The 16864-nt window shown below is 52.0% G+C and carries 20 protein-coding genes and 1 pseudogene; 11 read left to right on the top strand and 10 right to left on the bottom strand.

The window, feature by feature from the left end; translation table 11 throughout:
* Position 1: 1 nt before the first annotated feature.
* From ABKW30_RS25055 to ABKW30_RS25035, 5 genes and pseudogenes are all read left to right on the top strand, one after another.
* Entirely contained in the window at positions 2–523 is a 522-nt protein-coding gene (locus tag ABKW30_RS25055) for a tyrosine protein phosphatase (protein WP_348601669.1), read from the top strand.
* Positions 520–1479: an NAD regulator gene (locus ABKW30_RS25050; protein ID WP_348601667.1), complete on the top strand. Its 960-nt coding sequence runs from the start codon at positions 520–522 to the stop codon at positions 1477–1479. The genes ABKW30_RS25055 and ABKW30_RS25050 overlap by 4 nt, the downstream gene beginning before the upstream one ends.
* 8 nt (positions 1480–1487) lie before the next feature.
* Positions 1488–1994: a cupin domain-containing protein gene (locus ABKW30_RS25045; protein ID WP_348601666.1), complete on the top strand. Its 507-nt coding sequence runs from the start codon at positions 1488–1490 to the stop codon at positions 1992–1994.
* A gap of 249 nt (positions 1995–2243) precedes the next feature.
* Positions 2244–2747, top strand: a pseudogene (locus ABKW30_RS25040) (MHYT domain-containing protein); the annotation flags it as partial.
* 165 nt (positions 2748–2912) lie between these two features.
* On the top strand, positions 2913–4283 hold the full coding sequence (locus ABKW30_RS25035; RefSeq protein ID WP_348601745.1) for a bifunctional diguanylate cyclase/phosphodiesterase: 1371 nt from the start codon (positions 2913–2915) through the stop codon (positions 4281–4283).
* Positions 4284–4311: 28 nt separating this feature from the next.
* Here ABKW30_RS25035 and ABKW30_RS25030 read toward each other — a convergent pair whose 3' ends face one another.
* On the bottom strand, positions 4312–5145 hold the full coding sequence (locus ABKW30_RS25030) for a VOC family protein (protein WP_348601744.1): 834 nt from the start codon (positions 5143–5145) through the stop codon (positions 4312–4314).
* Positions 5146–5377: 232 nt separating this feature from the next.
* On the opposite strand from ABKW30_RS25030, the gene ABKW30_RS25025 reads away from it, so the two are divergent.
* Positions 5378–5926, top strand: coding sequence for an alpha/beta hydrolase (locus ABKW30_RS25025; protein ID WP_348601665.1), 549 nt, complete (start codon positions 5378–5380; stop codon positions 5924–5926).
* Here ABKW30_RS25025 and ABKW30_RS25020 read toward each other — a convergent pair.
* From ABKW30_RS25020 to ABKW30_RS25005, 4 genes are all read right to left on the bottom strand, one after another.
* Complete coding sequence (locus tag ABKW30_RS25020; protein WP_348601664.1) at positions 5923–6459, bottom strand: DUF4166 domain-containing protein; 537 nt, start codon at positions 6457–6459, stop codon at positions 5923–5925. The genes ABKW30_RS25025 and ABKW30_RS25020 overlap by 4 nt on opposite strands.
* Positions 6456–6905, bottom strand: a complete 450-nt coding sequence (locus ABKW30_RS25015) for a DCC1-like thiol-disulfide oxidoreductase family protein (RefSeq protein WP_348601663.1) — start codon at positions 6903–6905, stop codon at positions 6456–6458. The genes ABKW30_RS25020 and ABKW30_RS25015 overlap by 4 nt, the downstream gene beginning before the upstream one ends.
* Before the next feature lie 4 nt (positions 6906–6909).
* Positions 6910–7677: an aldolase/citrate lyase family protein gene (locus ABKW30_RS25010; protein ID WP_348601662.1), complete on the bottom strand. Its 768-nt coding sequence runs from the start codon at positions 7675–7677 to the stop codon at positions 6910–6912.
* 158 nt (positions 7678–7835) lie between these two features.
* Complete coding sequence (locus ABKW30_RS25005; RefSeq protein ID WP_348601661.1) at positions 7836–8156, bottom strand: DUF1476 domain-containing protein; 321 nt, start codon at positions 8154–8156, stop codon at positions 7836–7838.
* Positions 8157–8458: 302 nt separating this feature from the next.
* Between ABKW30_RS25005 and purC the strand changes: the two genes are divergently transcribed.
* From purC to ABKW30_RS24980, 5 genes are all read left to right on the top strand, one after another.
* Positions 8459–9223 carry a phosphoribosylaminoimidazolesuccinocarboxamide synthase gene (gene purC / locus ABKW30_RS25000; RefSeq protein WP_307283868.1) on the top strand — a complete coding sequence of 255 codons (765 nt, stop codon included), beginning with the start codon at positions 8459–8461 and terminating at the stop codon, positions 9221–9223.
* 22 nt (positions 9224–9245) lie between these two features.
* On the top strand, positions 9246–9485 hold the full coding sequence (gene purS, locus ABKW30_RS24995) for a phosphoribosylformylglycinamidine synthase subunit PurS (protein ID WP_348601660.1): 240 nt from the start codon (positions 9246–9248) through the stop codon (positions 9483–9485).
* Positions 9485–10153 (top strand): phosphoribosylformylglycinamidine synthase subunit PurQ, encoded by a 669-nt coding sequence (gene purQ, locus ABKW30_RS24990; RefSeq protein WP_348601659.1) that lies wholly within the window; start codon positions 9485–9487, stop codon positions 10151–10153. The genes purS and purQ overlap by 1 nt, the downstream gene beginning before the upstream one ends.
* Before the next feature lie 79 nt (positions 10154–10232).
* Complete coding sequence (locus ABKW30_RS24985; protein ID WP_348601658.1) at positions 10233–10892, top strand: glutathione S-transferase family protein; 660 nt, start codon at positions 10233–10235, stop codon at positions 10890–10892.
* 64 nt (positions 10893–10956) lie between these two features.
* A complete protein-coding gene (locus ABKW30_RS24980) occupies positions 10957–11373 on the top strand; it encodes a hypothetical protein (protein WP_348601657.1) in 417 nt (138 codons plus the stop codon).
* Positions 11374–11378: 5 nt separating this feature from the next.
* On the opposite strand, the gene panB is transcribed toward ABKW30_RS24980, so the two are convergent.
* The 5 genes from panB to nadA are packed head-to-tail and all read right to left on the bottom strand — an operon-like array spanning position 11379 to position 16584.
* Complete coding sequence (gene panB, locus ABKW30_RS24975; protein WP_348601656.1) at positions 11379–12194, bottom strand: 3-methyl-2-oxobutanoate hydroxymethyltransferase; 816 nt, start codon at positions 12192–12194, stop codon at positions 11379–11381.
* A 19-nt stretch (positions 12195–12213) separates the two neighbouring features.
* Positions 12214–13059 carry a pantoate--beta-alanine ligase gene (gene panC, locus ABKW30_RS24970; RefSeq protein WP_348601654.1) on the bottom strand — a complete coding sequence of 282 codons (846 nt, stop codon included), beginning with the start codon at positions 13057–13059 and terminating at the stop codon, positions 12214–12216.
* Entirely contained in the window at positions 13056–13925 is an 870-nt protein-coding gene (gene nadC / locus ABKW30_RS24965) for a carboxylating nicotinate-nucleotide diphosphorylase (protein WP_348601653.1), read from the bottom strand. Before nadC ends, panC begins: the two co-directional genes overlap by 4 nt.
* A complete protein-coding gene (locus ABKW30_RS24960) occupies positions 13925–15484 on the bottom strand; it encodes an L-aspartate oxidase (RefSeq protein ID WP_348601652.1) in 1560 nt (519 codons plus the stop codon). The genes nadC and ABKW30_RS24960 overlap by 1 nt, the downstream gene beginning before the upstream one ends.
* Positions 15485–15501: 17 nt before the next feature.
* Entirely contained in the window at positions 15502–16584 is a 1083-nt protein-coding gene (nadA, locus tag ABKW30_RS24955; RefSeq protein ID WP_348601651.1) for a quinolinate synthase NadA, read from the bottom strand.
* Between the last annotated feature and the right edge of the window lie 280 nt (positions 16585–16864).

Here is a 16864-nt window from a genome sequence, read left to right as displayed (position 1 = left end):
TATGCCACATCTCATTGTTTCTCCCGTATCCCGTATCGCTGAGACAGCCACGCGGTTTGGTGCCCGCGATATGCTGACACTCATGAATGTCGGTTCCAAATTCGACCGACCGTCAGAAATCGAAGCTACACGCCATTTGTTCATTGGTTTCAATGATATAACAGAGCCATCTGATGGAATTATTCATCCATCGGTGGACCACATCAACCAGCTTGTCGCTTTTGGGCGGCGTTGGGATCGTAAAGCTCCACTGCTCATTCATTGCTATGCGGGAATTTCGCGCTCTACCGCGGGGGCGTATATCACGGCACTCGCGCTCAACCCGGAACTGGATGAAATCAAGCTTGCGCACACGCTTCGGCGCAATGCGCCATCCGCAACACCCAACGCCCTACTGGTCGCGCTAGCTGACGATTTGTTAGGTCGGAAAGGTCGGATGGTCGACGCAATCAAGGCGATTGGACGTGGTGAAGACGCCTTTGAGGGTACACCTTTCATCCTTCCCCTGACTGCTGAAACATGACTACAGCGCTCAATGCAGTCGAGATCAACTTGAGCGCAGCAATTGCTGCGGTTGCCAATAATGATCCCCTGATATTGACAACGCTATCCAGTGGTGAGTTGGAAAGGGATGAGTTGCCATTTGGCCCGTTTAATCCACTCGAACATCGCACTTTTGAAACCGGATTGCGCGAATGGGTAGCAGAGCAGACACCTCTACAACTCGGTTACGTCGAACAGCTTTATACTTTCGGTGATCGAGGCAGGCACAAAACAGTCGAAGATCGGGGATTGCACGTCGTTTCGGTCGGGTATCTGGCGCTTACACGCATTACGGAAAATAGCAGCGAGCAGCTTCGCAAATCAGGTGCACGCTGGCGTAGCTGGTATTCCTTTTTGCCGTGGGAAGATTGGCGTGGCGGCAAACCCGCCATGATTGACGAAGAAATTCGCCCTGCTTTGCTGGAATGGGCACAAGCAAATGCATTGCCATCCCGGATCGGTCGCTTCCGTATGGCCTTTGGTGACGAAAATATTGCGTGGGATGAAGAGCGTGTTCTTGAACGCTACGAACTCTTGTACGAAGCCGGCCTTATCGAAGAGGCAATACGTGATGGCCGCGCAGACCGTCCTTCGTCACGCTGCCTTCCCGGGCTTGCCATGAGCTTTGATCATCGCCGCATACTTGCAACTGCCATCTCGCGGTTGCGCGCGAAACTGAAATATCGTCCTGTAGTGTTCGAGCTAATGCCGCCCACATTTACCCTGACAGCGCTTCAGGAGACAGTAGAGGCCATCTCAGGGCGTCATTTACACAAGCAGAACTTCCGGCGGCTTGTAGAGACGACAGAGCTGGTAGAGCCAACGGGTGCGGAACAAATTCAAGCGCGTGGACGCCCCGCCGCTCTTTACCGGTTCAGGCATAACGTTCTCGAAGAACGCAGCGTAGCTGGTCTCAGGGTGGGAAACCGGTCATAGGAGTGCAAATGAGCGATAAGCCGACATCCATGAATGCAGACGGCATTTTCGAACCATTCTCTTCTGAAGATGTTCCAGTGGAAGAATGGTCACAAGGAACACGTTTCGGCAGTAAGTACCAATATTTGTCGGGCTATGGTGGCTCCACCAATGTCGGCATTCAATTGGAGGAACTGTCACCTGGAATGGAGTCCAGTCTCAACCATTATCACATGCTCGAAGAAGAGCAGGCCTTTGTCCTCCAAGGTGAGATGACGCTGAAACTGGGTGACAAAAAGTATATTATGAAAGCGGGACACCATGTCTGCTTTCCCGCGGGTCAAAAAGCGGGGCACTCGTTCTACAACCACAGTGATGCGCCTTGCCGCTTCCTGATGATTGGAGAGAAAAACCCCAATGAAGTGGTTATCTACACTGAAAATCAACGTGTCGGTGTTCGCTTGTTGGGTGAAGGTTATGCAAGATCCTCCCAAATGGAATATTGGGAGGATGTCGAAATCAATAAACCAAGCTGATGATTACGATTACGACTAGTAAAAGGTATAATCGATAAACGTTATCTGTTATACTTCTGGCGATACAACGAAAGCGCGCGTTTAAACACTCTGCGTACAACTATTACGGGTAAAGTTTTTATATTCACACACCACTCAGCGAGTTCCAGACTGGTATTTTAGCAGTCCATTTGCTGTGAATTATTGGAATATTTGGAAATAGATTAATAATTTCAATATTTTAACATCTATTTATAATCGGACCTTTTTATGCTTACCGTCCTTTCCTGTTTGAAAACGGAACATCATCCTCTTCCAGTTTTGATCGCTGCAATAATATGCGGGACTGGTTCATTATTGGCGATGCGATTATTTGCACGCACGCTCAGGACCTCAGGCGCATCACAAGCTTATTGGTTGGTACTTTGCGCCTTGGTGTGCGGTGGCACGATCTGGACGACCCATTTTATTTCGATGCTCGGATACAAAAATCCGTTGGCATATGGGTTTGACCCTGCATTGACCCTATTGTCATTGGGTGTTTCAGTCTTCATGGCCGGTACTGGATTAACCTTCGCTAGCCGCAGCAGAACCAGTTATTCACCCGAAATCGGTGGCGGGTTCATGGGACTCGGCATTGCGATCATGCACTATATTGGAATGACTGCCTATTCCGTTTCGGGTCGGTTTGTTTGGGATTACAGTTATGTTGTTGCATCGGTATTGCTCGCAATAGTTTTTGGAGCGCTGGCTACCAGCCTGGTTGCACGACCAACGAACCGATTTACAAAACACGGAGGAGCAATCAGCCTGTTTCTGGCAATCTGTCTGCTTCATTTTACCGGTATGACTGCGATATCCATTATCCCTGACAGCAGCATTGTCATCAAGAACGAGCTTCTGCATGCAGATCTCCTGATTGCGGGAATCTCAGTGATTATGGCTATCATTCTGATCATCGGGGCAGCTTCTTATCTGATCGATCTCAGTGCTGCACAGGAAGCAACTCACCAGTACCGGACGCTGGCCATGCAAGACTCTTTGACAGGGTTGGCCAATCGCGCTCACCTGAATGTTCATCTGGCCGGCATCCTTTCCAATCGCTCCGATGCCCAACGGATTACAGTTGCTGCTATTGATCTTGATCGTTTTAAGGAAATCAATGACGTCCACGGACATCCGGCTGGTGATGAGGTTCTAAGGGAATTCTCAGATCGACTGAGGAAGATGCTAGATTCTGACATATTTATTGCGCGTACCGGTGGCGACGAATTTGTTGCGATTCACACAAGCACGCTCTCTGAACATCCAACCTACCCGCTAGGCCAAAAAATTGTCGATGTCGCGTTGCAGTCGATCCCTTTTCAGAGTCAGGGCCTCTCGATTTCCGCCAGCGTGGGGATAGCGCGGGCACCCGAGGACGGAACGACGGCCGGTGACCTGCTTAGTAAAGCGGATTTGGCTCTTTACCGGGTAAAGGAAACCGGAAGGAATAATCACAGTCTTTATGAAAAAGGCATGGACGAGAAGATGCGCTCGCGAAGCGGTCTGGCAATCGATCTACGGCTTGCATTGGAGCGCTCCGAATTTGAGCTTTACTTTCAGGCTCAGAACGATACGCAATCACGTGAAATTTTAGGATTTGAGGCATTACTCAGATGGCGTCACCCAAAACGCGGCATGATCTCACCCCTGGAGTTTATCCCGATTGCTGAAGAGACCGGACTGATCCACCATATCGGAGCCTGGGTATTAAGCGAGGCCTGTAAGGAAGCAGCGACCTGGAACAAAAAACTGAAAATTGCAGTCAATGTCGCGCCAACACAATTGGCTTCAAGGAATCTTTCTGACCAAGTAAGCGACGTCTTGAGGCTTACAGGACTCGAACCGGAGCGGCTTGAACTTGAAATTACGGAAAGCGGGATTATTGCTGATCAGTATCACGCTTTACAGGTAATGCAGCAGCTCAAAGCGTTGGGGGTGAAGATTGCAATGGATGATTATGGCACCGGCTATTCGTCACTCTCGACACTCAGAAATTTTCCGTTCGACAAAATCAAAATTGATCGGGAGTTCATTAAATCTCTCGACGTGGACGCGCAGTCAGCAGCCATTGTTATGGCAACGCTGACGTTGGGGCTGAATCTTGATATTCCGGTATTGGCCGAAGGTGTTGAAACCGAAGATCACATAGCATTTCTGTCCGATGCCGGATGTGCGGAAGTACAGGGTTTCCTGTTTGGCCGCCCCATACCGCAGGCAGATTTGCAGGCTTTTATGAAAGCTGAAACTGAATCCAAAACCAACTGATCGCCTTCTCCAAGGTCATGTCGGAATGTTAGCCCTTGGCCGGGACAATGCGGATAACATTGCCCCAAGGATCAATGATTTCTCGCTCTTCTTTTGCATCTACCGAAGTAAACTCAGCCCAAGCCAATCCGGAACGATCATTGTCGCGACGCCCGGCACCCCGGCTTTGCCAGGCATTGGCAGCCACATGGTGGTGATATCCGCCAGTCGACATGAATACCGCGCCGGCTCCATAGGCCGCAACGGTCTCAAGCCCAAGTTCGTTGTGCCACCAGGTTTCAGCCTCTTTGGCATTGCCTACCCTGAGATGAAGATGGCCAACCATGGTTCCATCCGGAGCAGTCGTCCAAAGCCGATCATTGGTTTCGGAAAGGAGATTTCCAACGTCAAGAGGCTCGGTCGCCATTGCCACGGTCGATCCGTTCCATGACCATTTTTCATGCGGACGGTCAGCATAAATTTCAATGCCGTTGCCCTCAGGATCAGTAAGGTAGATTGCCTCACTGACAAGATGGTCCGATGCTCCGGTAATAGGTGTACGCCGTTCGATTGCACGTTTCGCCCACCGCGCCAGATCCGCACGCTCCGGCAACAAAAAAGCCGTGTGATAGAGCCCGGCACTTTGAGGGTCATCCGCACGAACGGTGGCTTGTTCTATTTCAAGAAGCGGTGTTTCACCGGCACCCAGAGTTATTGATTGACCTTTGCGCGAAATCTCACGCAGGCCCACAATATCCTGATAATAAGCCGAAAGCGCGTCGGCATCCTTGGCCTTTATGCCGATTTTCGACACATGAGTCGGTGCCGTAGCAGCAAAAGATACATTGTTCATTTTTGCCTCCGTGCGGGTGTTAGCCGCCATTCCAACGAGCGCCACTGCTCCACCTACCAGTTCCCGGCGTGTGAATCTCATCGCACCCTTCGCAACATTTGTTTCGTTGGCATGAAAATCAGCCTTTCGCACGCAAGATACAAGGCCAGAGCTGGCGAACAAGCTGTTCGCAAATAGTGAACTATGGACCAATGATTGTTTACAAAATCAACAAACCATCTTCGATATTGCGAACCGATGCCAACTTTCCTAAATACGGCCTATGAAAGTCAAAGATACCGATATTCTCATTATTCCCGGCTATACCAATTCCGGTCCCGATCACTGGCAAAGCCGCTGGGAAAGCAAACTTTCCACAGCGCGCCGTGTGGAGCAGGCTGAATGGTCAAAGCCCGTCCGTGACGATTGGGTTGCCGAGGTAGTCAAGGCGGTCAATGCAGCAACACGCCCGGTTGTCGTGGTGGCTCATTCACTTGGCGTGCCGACGTTCGTCCATGCAATTCCGCAGATCGGCGATAAGGTCAAAGGTGCCTTTCTGGTCACCCCACCCGATGTTTCCAACCCGAAAATCCGACCCAAGCACCTCATGACCTTTGGCCCCTACCCACGTGAGCCTTTCACGTTTCCATCATTGGTAGTGGCCAGCCGGAATGATCATTACTGCAGCTATGAAGTCGCTGACGACCTTGCCGCAGCATGGGGATCGTTGATTGTGGATGCAGGAGAGTCAGGCCATCTCAACGCAGAGTCCGGACATGGGCCTTGGCCCGAAGGGTCAATGGTTTTTGCCCAATTTCTGTCCAGGCTCTAATTCTCGCGTTCCAGCCAGCCTCTGTAATGTACAATCAGGCCAGCAAGGGGATGCGATATCTCCACGTTGAAATGCATGCGTCCATCGTCAACGTACTCATAGGAATTTGACACCGGGCATAGAAACATCGGCAACGGGAAGCCGAAAAAATCCCAATGCCGCATTCTCAGCGTCAACCTTTGGTCCGTGCACTCTAGTGCCATTGCGAAAGTGATCGGCCCAAACCGTTCGCATAACAAGCCGTGATAACGTCCCTGCCCTGCAAGCTGGCGACTGGAAAACCGGTCACCTCCAAAGTCTCGCAGCCAGATTTCATCATTGCCTGTCTTGATGAAATCAACGGTCACGGGAGTATTTGGCAGATTTTCAGGAAATCCGGCAAAAAACGCAATGCATCGTGCCAGAAATCCATGGCCGCGTTCGACGCTCGCCATTCCTGAGGCTCTGCTTGTATTGTGCAAATCGCGAATTTCCTTGGGCAGATTTGCCCAGCTGGTTCCGGTAATTCTCTGAAACAGCTCTTTTGAATTCATCCCAGAAAACGATCCGCGTCCGATTGGTCAGGCAGATAGCAACTGGCACGCACCCCGAACCATTTCAGGCGATTGCGGGCGATAAGATCATAAAGCCAATCCCGCAGAGGATATGGAAAAATTCTGGCAACAAATGCCATCGACCACGGAAATCCCAGCAATTCCAAAACCCGCAGAGATCCATCCGACTTTATACGGACTATGCCATTCTCAAGCAGAATATTCGAATCGTAATCCTCAGAAACAAGTCCGTAATGCTGATAGAGAGCACTACCCAACGGAGATTGCGCCGACAGAAAACGGAAGAGCTTCTGTTTATCCCTCCGAAGGAGAAAATCGACAAAACCGGAGCAAAGCACACAGTTCCCATCGAAGATCAGAATGGGCCGATCATCAGGAAATTCAGGAACGGAAGTGTCGGCGCGGTAACTGAACGCCTTACGCATAAGTCTAGTGCGCTTCTATCGCGTTCAGCAGGCTTTGCACGCCCTCGGTCAGATAAATTGTGTCGACTGCCAGCGGCAGATAGGTAAAGCCAAGACCGGTAAATCGCTTTGCCAAGGCAGCATTTCCGGCATAGATACCGGCAAGCTTTCCGGCCGCTTTGGCGCGTTTGGCGATTTCTGTCAAAGGCTCGATTATCGCATCAGAACCGGCATCGACTTCAGCGCCATTGCTCCAAGCGATAGAAAAATCCGAAGGGCCGACAAAAACACCGTCAATACCTTCCACCGCGAGGATTTCATCCAACGCTTCATAAGCAGCGCGGGTTTCTATCATGGCAAGAGCAAGGGTTTCCGTGTTGGTTTGTACCAGATACCCACCTGAACCACCCGCCACATAACCACCCGGGCGACCACGCAACTGGCCCCACGAGCGTTCGCCGAGCGGAGGATACTTCATTGCAGCGGCGAAGCGTCTTGCATCCTCAACAGTGTTGATCATTGGCGCGACGACAGCTTCAACCCCGATATCCAACGCCCTGCTCGCCATATCAAAGCGACCAACCGGCACTCGAACCACCGTATGTTTTCCGGCACTGCGCAAAATTCCGGTCAAAGCAACTATGCTGGCTGTATCGTGCGCGCCATGCTGCATATCCAGCAGGACAGCGGAGAGCTGCGTACGGCACAAGGCCTCCATCGCCAGCGTATCGGTCATATTGGACCAACCGGAATAAATGGTCTCTCCGGCTCTCAGACGCGACGCTAGTGACATGATTCTCTACCTTCCCTGTGACCACCCATATTGCGAACAGGCACCAAGACGGGTCAAGGTCAAAGGAAGCAAAATCTGCGCCGGATTGCCGCCGCTTATCATTGCAAACAAAAAGCCGCCCCATGGGGCGGCTTTAATCGAATATCACCTGAGAGAGCTTACGAAGCGCTTTCAATCTGGCGGATTGCTTCAATCATCAGTTCTTCCATGGTGCGGCGGATGCGATGGTCAGACTTGTCGACACCTGCGGCGTCGAAATCGGCCCGGATCTTGCGGAATACGTCTTCGTCGCCAGCCTCATGAAAGTCAGCAATGATAACTTCCTTGGCATAGGCTTCGGCTTCTTCGCCGGTCTTGCCCAGCTTTTCAGCAGCCCAAAGGCCAAGCAGTTTATTACGCCGTGCCTCGGCGCGGAATTTTACTTCCGCATCATGTGCATATTTGTTCTCGGCTGCATTTTTGCGATCGTCCATGGTCATCTTTTATTGCTCCCGCAAATTGTTGGGTAATCCCTATATATCTGGTCTTGCGGCGTTTTTCAGGCAGAACCGGATATTGATCGTGTCCAAACCTCATATAAACACTTCACAAAAAATCGAAAGTCTCAATTCAACTTCATTGCAAGCTGCCTGGTAACAGAACTTTTAACGGACCTATAATCCATAAAACAGGGGAGCCCTACAATGGATCATTGTGAAATGCTTGCTTTTACGGTAGTTAGCGCGCCAACATGATGGCTTAGACCAAGGCCGACCGATAACTCCAATACCAGAGATTTTAAATGAACCGTCGCCGCCGTGTCTACGAAGGCAAAGCCAAAATCCTTTATGAAGGACCAGAGCCAGGCACTCTAGTGCAGCACTTCAAAGACGATACGACAGTGCTCCACCCGAAGAAAAGCGAAGTGATTGACGGCAAAGGCGTCCTCAACAACCGCATTTCAGAGTATATCTTCACGCAGTTGAACCGTATGGGAATACCGACCCATTTCATCCGCCGCCTTAATATGCGCGAGCAGTTGATCAAGGAAGTCGAAATCATCCCCCTGCAGGTCGTCGTGCGTAATATCGCTGCCGGATCGCTTGCCAAGCGTCTCGGCATTGAAGAAGGCACAGTCCTGCCGCGCTCGATCATCGAATTCTATTACAAAAATGATGAACTCGATGATCCCATGGTTTCCGAAGAGCACATCACTGCTTTTGGTTGGGCCGCCCCACAGGAAATCGATGACATCATGGCGCTGGCTATCCGCATCAATGACTTTTTGAGCGGGTTGTTTCTTGGTGTTGGGATTCAGCTCGTCGATTTCAAAATCGAATGCGGCAGGCTATATGAAGGCGAAATGATGCGCATCGTTCTCGCTGACGAATTCACGCCGGATTCTGCGAGACTTTGGGACAGCCAGACCGCTGAAAAGATGGACAAAGACAGGTTCCGCCGCGACATGGGTGGACTTATCGAAGCCTATCAGGAAGTAGCGCGCCGTCTCGGCATCATGAACGAAAACGACCAGACACGCCCCAGCGGGCCGGTTCTGGTTAAATAAGCACCCGACGGAGAAACAGGCAATGAAGGCACGTGTCACTGTAACCTTGAAAAACGGCGTTCTTGACCCGCAGGGCAAGGCAATTGTCGGTGCGCTTGGAAGTCTTGGTTTCGACGGCGTCGGTTCTGTACGTCAGGGCAAGGTTTTTGATGTCGAACTTGAAACAAGCGACAAGACAAGCGCCGAGACAAAACTCAAGGCGATGTGCGAAAAGCTGCTCGCCAACACTGTGATCGAAGATTATTCGGTGGAGCTTCTTTAATGAAATCAGCAGTCGTACTCCTTCCCGGCCTCAATCGTGACCGCGATATGATTGCGGCGCTGACAAAAATCTCCGGTGTAGCACCACACACGGTCTGGCAGACTGATACGGAAGTGCCCGATGTCGATCTGATCGTCATACCCGGCGGTTTTTCTTATGGTGATTATCTGCGTTGCGGTGCAATTGCTGCGCGTATGCCTGTGATGCAGGCCATTCGCGAAAAGGCCAGCAAGGGCGTCATGGTTATGGGCGTTTGCAACGGCTTCCAGATTCTCGTCGAAGCAGGACTTCTACCAGGGGCGCTGATGCGCAACGCATCGCTGAAATTTGTCTGCCGACAGGTTAAACTCGAAATAAGCAATGCCAATACGCCGTTTACACGCGGTTACTCGCAAGGGCAGATTATCAGCACGCCTGTTGCACATCATGACGGTAACTATTTTGCCGACGCTGAAACACTTGCCCGCATTGAGGGTGAAGGTCAGGTGGTCTTCCGTTATGCCGAAGGTACCAATCCAAACGGCTCGATCAACGACATTGCCGGCATTATCAACAAACAGGGCAATGTTCTGGGCCTAATGCCACATCCGGAAAATCTGATCGAGGCCGCCCATGGCGGTACTGACGGGCGTGCACTTTTTGCTGGTATTCTCGGGGTTGCCGCCTGAGTAGAATCCTATACGTTTGATTGAATGCTGTTTCAGCGGGGAGTGCGTTGAAACAGCGTTTCAAACGGAGGAACCAGACATGAAACTATATTCGCGGCCACTATCCCCCTACTCCTCCATCGTACGCAGCATCGCTTACTATAAGAAGGCTCCGATCAAGGTCGTCGCTCCACCGCCGGGTTTTCCGATCCCTGAAGAATTCCGCGCAATTTCGCCCTTCAATCGTATTCCGGTTTTGATAACCGGTTCCGGGCTTACGATCATCGAAGCATCCGTTATCGCAGAGTATCTGGAAGAGCATTTTCCAGAACCATCATTGCTGCCTGCCGATTCCCGGGATCGCGCCATTGTCCGCATGACAACACGTATTGCAGAACTGGAAGTTCTGGCGCCGGTCATGGAATTGTTCGAACTTTTCTACCTGAAGTCCAAAGATGATGCGCGTATAACCAAGTTGTTCAAACAGATGGAAACCGGCCTGACCGAACTTGAAAAAGTCCTGGAAACTGGCCCCTACGCCTTGGGGGATCAGATGACACTGGCAGATGCGTGGCTCACCCCTACCCGTTTTGTTTTCAATAACTTCCGGAAAATGTCCGGTAGAGAAGATTTGCTCGATCCTTTTCCAAAGTTCGATGCCTATCAGCAACTGATTGTTCAGGATTCGGACCTATCACTGGTCTGGTACGAGATGTCGGACGGTCTCAAAGTATTTCTGAATGAGCTTGAACCCGCCTGATACGCTCAGAAAATTATTCCGCACCTGCGACCACCGGTACTTGACCGGGTACTGGAGATTGAAAATGAGAACACCGGCATTCGGCATCGTCGTCATCGTTACGCTTGCGGCGCTTGCCGGATGCCAGTCCAGCAGTAAGCCGGGCCCCGGTGGTTTGGCATTCTCCTCCAGTAAAGCGGCGCTTCCTACAATGGAACGTGTTGCCTTGGCGGCTAACAGCTGCTGGTTCAAATCCGGCGATTCAAGCTTCAAGCCATATCGTCTTGCTCCAGAGCTTAACTCCTTTTCGGGCAGGCCCCGTATTCTAGTGGTGCCTGCCGGCAACCCCGGAGGACGCCCTCTTCTCGTGATTCACGCTGAAGGCAATCCGGCAAAAGTTGAAGCGTTTGGCCCTTTGATGGGCAATTCTCTGGGCAATCGCATCGCTTCAGACGTGCGCCGCTGGGCCGATGGTCACTCGGATTGTAACGCCAAGGGGTGAACCAGTTATTTCAGCGGATAGACATTCTCATCGCCAGGAAACTGGCGTGAGCGTACGTCTTCAGCGTAAGACTTGACTGCCTGGTCGATTGCCTCACCCACAGCGCCATAGACTTTCACGAACCGCGGCGGCTTCGGATTATAGCCTAGCATATCTTCGAGCACGAGGATTTGACCGTCACACTCACGCGAGCCGCCAATTCCGATTGTTGGAATTGCAATTTCGCGTGAGATTTCAGCAGCCAACGGCTCGACAACGCCTTCGATAACTACCGAAAACGCTCCGGCATCTGATACTGCCTGAGCGTCCGCTTTAATAAGTGGCCAAAGCGCCGTATCGCGACCTTGGGTCTTGAAACCGCCAAGAGTATTGATGGATTGTGGCGTCAAACCGATATGCGCCATGACGGGAATACCGCGCTGAGTAAGGAAGCGAATGGTTTCAGCCATCTGCACTCCGCCCTCAAGTTTGACTGCACCGCAGCCCGTTTCCTGCATGACACGTGACGCGCTGCGGAACGCCATTTCGCGGCTTTCCTCATAAGAGCCGAATGGCATATCGACAGCGACCATTGCTTTCTTGGAACCCCGCACGACGGCTTTTCCGTGCATGATCATCATGTCGAGCGAGACACCCAACGTTGAGTCCATCGCGTATAAAACCATGCCAAGACTGTCGCCTACGAGAAGAATATCCGCATGCTCATCAGCAATACGAGCAGTTGTAGCGTGATATGAAGTTAGCGCGACAATCGGGATTGTGCCCTTGCGGCTTTTGATTTCCGGCGCAGTTACCCGGCGCGTGATGATCTGCTGGCTCATGTTTCTCCCCCGGTTTGGCTCAGCCAATAACCTGCTGATCAATCAGCCGTACTTTTCCAAATCGCACTGTCAAAAGGACGACAACAGGTTGTTTGAATTTGCCGGAAACCGGATCGAGTGTCGTTGCATCACGAATATCGACAGATTCAATATCGCCACGCTTTTCGGTTTCAAGCACGGCACGAACAGCGTTGCGTATTGCCGGCACAGATCGCTGGCCCTCTTTTACCATCTGCTCCGCTTTTGCGAGCGATTTCGCCAACACAACTGAGGCTTTGCGGTCTTCCGGCTTCAGCATCGCATTACGCGAGGAACAGGCAAGTCCATCATTTTCACGCACTGTAGCCACGCCGGTAATTTCTATCGGCATATCCAGATCAGCCACCATGCGCCGGATGATTGTCAACTGCTGGTAGTCTTTCTCGCCGAAGAAGGCATGGTCCGGCTGCACGATATTGAACAGCTTCGTGACAACCGTCGTTACGCCGCGGAAGTGTCCTGGGCGGATTTTTCCAATCAGGATGCGTGAGAGCAGCGGATTATCGACGATCGTATGCGCGCCTGGCCGGTAGATTTCAGCGACTTCCGGCGTGAATACATAATTCACTCCCTCCGCCTCAAGCTTGGCAAGATCGCCCTTCATATCGCGGGGATAGGCAGCAAGGTCTTCATTTGGACCGAACTGGGTCGGATTGACGAAAATCGAAACCACCGTGATGTCGCAAACATGTTTCGCCTCATGTACCAGCGCCATGTGACCGACATGCAGATATCCCATGGTCGGAACAAGACCAATGGATTTTCCCTGCTGGCGTTCAGACTTCAGCGCAGCGCGAAGCTGTGCAATTGTGGCAATGACTTTCATGTCAGTACGATGTCCAGTCCAATATCCAGCGTTGGCGCTGCCATTGTGATTTTCGATGTCGATATATAGTCGACACCAGTTTCCGCAACGGCTTTGATCGTATCGAAGCCGATACCTCCGGAAGCTTCCAGCTTGGCACGACCTGCGTTAATTTTTACCGCTTTTTCAAGCAGTTCCGGGCCCATATTATCAAGAAGAATCACGTCTGCATTTACATCCAGTGCTTCCTCGAATTGGTCGAGTCCATCGACTTCCACTTCGATCTTCACCAAATGTCCGGCATAGGCCCGCGCCGCCAGAATAGCTTTGGCTACACCACCGGCAACAGCGATGTGATTATCCTTTATCAAAACGGCATCGTCGAGCCCGAAACGATGATTTGATCCACCACCGCATTTCACCGCATATTTGGCAAAAGCGCGCATGCCGGGAATGGTCTTGCGCGTATCGCAAACCTTTGCATTCGTATGAGCGATCAGATCGGCAAACTTTGCGGTGTAGCTGGCAATACCGCTCAGATGCATGAGAAAGTTAAGTGCGACACGCTCCGCCGACAGGATTGACCGGGCATTACCCTCTATCAGCGCAATATGCTCTCCCGGCTTTACACGCGCACCATCTTTCGTGAGCGCCACAAAATTCAGCGAAGGATCGATCAACGCAAAGGCCGCGCGTGCAAAACCCATTCCGCAGATCGTTCCGGCCTCGCGGCTGGACAGCACCGCACGAGCTGTTGCATCTTCCGGAAGCGTAGCATTAGTGGTGATATCGCCCGCCCGGCCCAAATCTTCCAGCAAGGCGGTCTTTACTGCATCATCTACAAGCAGCTGCGGCAGCGACTGCGGATAAGGTTGTTGCGAGACCATCAGGCAAACTCCATCAATTCACTTACCGTCATCTCGGCATCTGCTAGCGTCAGAAATGTCCTATGCTGCCATTCAGGGCGCTTCTCAGGGAAATCCGTACGGAAATGCCCGCCGCGGCTCTCGAGCCGCCTGAGGGCGCTTATAGCAACGAGCTTCGCCGTGGCAAGCACATTGCGGAAGGCTGCATCGGTATTTTCACGTTCCAGTTCAACGATGACCTTCAGCCCGTTCATCATGCCGTCGCGGTCCCTGATAACGCCAAAGCTCGCGCTCATCGTTTCTCGTAAGGTCGTCATTGCGTCTGTATCGTCTTCCGCTGTCAGGTCGTCTCTATCAACGGAGCCTTTAGACCAGTCATCCGATTTGCTCTCGTTAACCTGACCGATTTGCGCTGCTATACGAGCCGAAAATACGACGGCTTCCAGCAGCGAATTGGATGCAAGCCTGTTTGCACCGTGTGCGCCGGTTGAGGTACATTCGCCGCATGCCCACAAGCCATCGATGGAAGTACGACCATCCGCATCCGTCATAATCCCCCCCATGAAATAGTGCGCCGCAGGAACAACGGGGATAGGTTCGATGACAGGGTCGATGCCAGCGTCGCGGCAATATTTATAGACTGTAGGAAACTCCTCGGCAAACGAGGCCCCAACTGCCCTGGTGCAATCCAGCCACGCGCCACGTCCGCTCATGACTTCGGCATAGATACCCCGAGCAACAACATCACGCGGCGCAAGCTCGGCATCGGGGTCAATCTTGAGCATGAAGCGTTCACCCTCACGATTGATAAGCGTAGCGCCATGGCCGCGCAGAGCTTCCGTAGCCAACGGTGCCGGGTCCTTGTTCACATCAAGAGCAGTCGGGTGAAACTGAACAAACTCCATATCGGCCATCTTGGCACCTGCACGAGCAGCCATGCCGATACCCTCACCTCGCGCCTCCGAGGGATTTGTCGTTACAGCGTAAAGGTGTCCAATTCCGCCCGTTGCAATTACCACGGTCCGCGATGACAGTTTTACCTGTGAGCCCCGCCCCGCTTCTGTGCGGGCTATGACGCCGGTAACACTGCCCCGGCTCGTCATGAGATCTTCAACAACATAACCTTCCATGACGCGAATTGAAGGCGTATTCTCAACGGTTTTAACCAGCGCCTGCATGATGGCGCGACCTGCCATATCACCACGGACACGGACAATGCGGCTTTCCGAATGGGCTGCCTCACGGGAAACCTGCAGCTTTCCTTCAAGGTCGCGGTCAAATGGCACACCATATCCGAGGAGGTCGTGAACGCGTGAAGCAGCCTCGCTTGCCATCAGAGATGCGACAGCCTCGTCAACAATGCCATCGCCCGCTGCAACCGTATCCGCGACATGCTTTTCCTTGGTATCACCCTCCGATACAGCAGCAGCGATACCCGCTTGTGCCCAAGCGGAAGAGGCTCCTCGCCCTATCGGGGCCGCTGCGAGAATCGTGACCGGCCGAGGCGCCAGTTTCAATGCACAAAACAGACCTGCAAGTCCGCCGCCAATGATGATGACGGGATCGGATTGAGTTGACATAAGCGTCGCCTCCGGCGTCAGTTGTTCAGATTGACCATGCGTTCAACAGCAAGCCGCGCGCGTTCACCGATCAACGGATCGACGTGAATTTCGTCGCGCATATAGACCAGGCTTTCAAGAATGTTCGGCAGGGTGATACGCTTCATGTGTGGGCAAAGATTGCATGGTTTAATGAACTTTACTTCCGGCACTTCCGACTCGATATTGGATGCCATAGAGCATTCTGTCACGAGCAGAACCTTCGCCGGACGATTATCCTTCACGTAATCAATCATGCCCTTGGTGGAGCCGGTGTAATCGGCAATTGCAACAACTGACGGCGGACACTCCGGATGCGCAATGATCTGAATTTCAGGATCGGCAGCGCGATAAGCAAGAAGTTCATCGGCGGTGAAGCGCTCATGTACCTCGCAATGCCCCTTCCAGGTAAGTATCTTCACATCGGTTTGAGCAGCAACATTCTGTGCAAGGAATTCGTCGGGAATGCACAGGACACGGTCAACACCGAAGCTTTCGACAACCTGCACTGCATTTGCGGATGTGCAGCAAATATCGCTCTCGGCCTTCACCTCAGCAGAAGTATTCACATAGGTGACAATCGGAACACCCGGATAGGTTTCCCGGAGAAGCCGCACATCGGCACCTGTAATTGACTCCGCCAGGGAGCAGCCAGCCCTCATGTCCGGGATCAATACGGTTTTGGAAGGATTGAGCAGTTTCGAGGTCTCAGCCATGAAATGGACGCCGCATTGCACGATAATCTCGGCATCGACCTTCGTGGCCTCCTTGGCCAATTGAAGGGAGTCGCCAACAATATCCGCCACGCAGTGGAAAATCTCCGGCGTTTGATAGTTGTGGGCAAGGATTACGGCGTTACGCTGTTTTTTCAGCCGGTTGATGGCGGCCACATAGGGCGCATAGACAGGCCATTCGAGGCGGGGGATATGATGAGCAACCCGCGCGTAGAGATGCTCGGTTTCCGCAGCCACCTCAGGCGTGTAGGTGAGATCCGGCATTTCAAGGATACCAAAACGATCCGCTGCAGACTGGCTTGAGGAACTGCTTTTTCCAGCAGTTTTGATGCGGGCAGTGTTGGTCATATCCATATTCCTCCTGGACATCCAATGCAGCTTAACCCTTTCCGGTTATTGCCGCCGATCACTTATACTCAATATGAGCATATTTATGATCAAAAGAAAAACGGCAAGGCCGTCAGTTCCTAAATAGGGGATTATTTCGCCGGCTTCAAGAGCCTGATTTTCAAACTTTAGTCTAAAGCTGCAGCAGGACGCCCTCGACTTTAAGCCAAGGGCCATCGTCGTCATTTCAACTCAGCTAGAGGTTGTATAATGACGATTACCATTATACCGGCGGCTTTCA

The organism is Phyllobacterium sp. SB3, assembly GCF_040009165.1.
Classification (GTDB): Bacteria; Pseudomonadota; Alphaproteobacteria; order Rhizobiales; family Rhizobiaceae; genus Phyllobacterium.
This window is presented reverse-complemented; position numbering and strand designations above follow the sequence as displayed.

Coding starts and splice junctions, on each gene's coding strand:
- ABKW30_RS25055 (WP_348601669.1), top strand. CDS start 2: ATGCCACATCTCATTGTTTCTCCCGTATCCCGTATCGCTGAGACAGCC.
- ABKW30_RS25050 (WP_348601667.1), top strand. CDS start 520: ATGACTACAGCGCTCAATGCAGTCGAGATCAACTTGAGCGCAGCAATT.
- ABKW30_RS25045 (WP_348601666.1), top strand. CDS start 1,488: ATGAGCGATAAGCCGACATCCATGAATGCAGACGGCATTTTCGAACCA.
- ABKW30_RS25035 (WP_348601745.1), top strand. CDS start 2,913: ATGGCTATCATTCTGATCATCGGGGCAGCTTCTTATCTGATCGATCTC.
- ABKW30_RS25030 (WP_348601744.1), bottom strand. CDS start 5,145: ATGGCGGCTAACACCCGCACGGAGGCAAAAATGAACAATGTATCTTTT.
- ABKW30_RS25025 (WP_348601665.1), top strand. CDS start 5,378: ATGAAAGTCAAAGATACCGATATTCTCATTATTCCCGGCTATACCAAT.
- ABKW30_RS25020 (WP_348601664.1), bottom strand. CDS start 6,459: ATGAATTCAAAAGAGCTGTTTCAGAGAATTACCGGAACCAGCTGGGCA.
- ABKW30_RS25015 (WP_348601663.1), bottom strand. CDS start 6,905: ATGCGTAAGGCGTTCAGTTACCGCGCCGACACTTCCGTTCCTGAATTT.
- ABKW30_RS25010 (WP_348601662.1), bottom strand. CDS start 7,677: ATGTCACTAGCGTCGCGTCTGAGAGCCGGAGAGACCATTTATTCCGGT.
- ABKW30_RS25005 (WP_348601661.1), bottom strand. CDS start 8,156: ATGACCATGGACGATCGCAAAAATGCAGCCGAGAACAAATATGCACAT.
- purC (WP_307283868.1), top strand. CDS start 8,459: ATGAACCGTCGCCGCCGTGTCTACGAAGGCAAAGCCAAAATCCTTTAT.
- purS (WP_348601660.1), top strand. CDS start 9,246: ATGAAGGCACGTGTCACTGTAACCTTGAAAAACGGCGTTCTTGACCCG.
- purQ (WP_348601659.1), top strand. CDS start 9,485: ATGAAATCAGCAGTCGTACTCCTTCCCGGCCTCAATCGTGACCGCGAT.
- ABKW30_RS24985 (WP_348601658.1), top strand. CDS start 10,233: ATGAAACTATATTCGCGGCCACTATCCCCCTACTCCTCCATCGTACGC.
- ABKW30_RS24980 (WP_348601657.1), top strand. CDS start 10,957: ATGAGAACACCGGCATTCGGCATCGTCGTCATCGTTACGCTTGCGGCG.
- panB (WP_348601656.1), bottom strand. CDS start 12,194: ATGAGCCAGCAGATCATCACGCGCCGGGTAACTGCGCCGGAAATCAAA.
- panC (WP_348601654.1), bottom strand. CDS start 13,059: ATGAAAGTCATTGCCACAATTGCACAGCTTCGCGCTGCGCTGAAGTCT.
- nadC (WP_348601653.1), bottom strand. CDS start 13,925: ATGGTCTCGCAACAACCTTATCCGCAGTCGCTGCCGCAGCTGCTTGTA.
- ABKW30_RS24960 (WP_348601652.1), bottom strand. CDS start 15,484: ATGTCAACTCAATCCGATCCCGTCATCATCATTGGCGGCGGACTTGCA.
- nadA (WP_348601651.1), bottom strand. CDS start 16,584: ATGACCAACACTGCCCGCATCAAAACTGCTGGAAAAAGCAGTTCCTCA.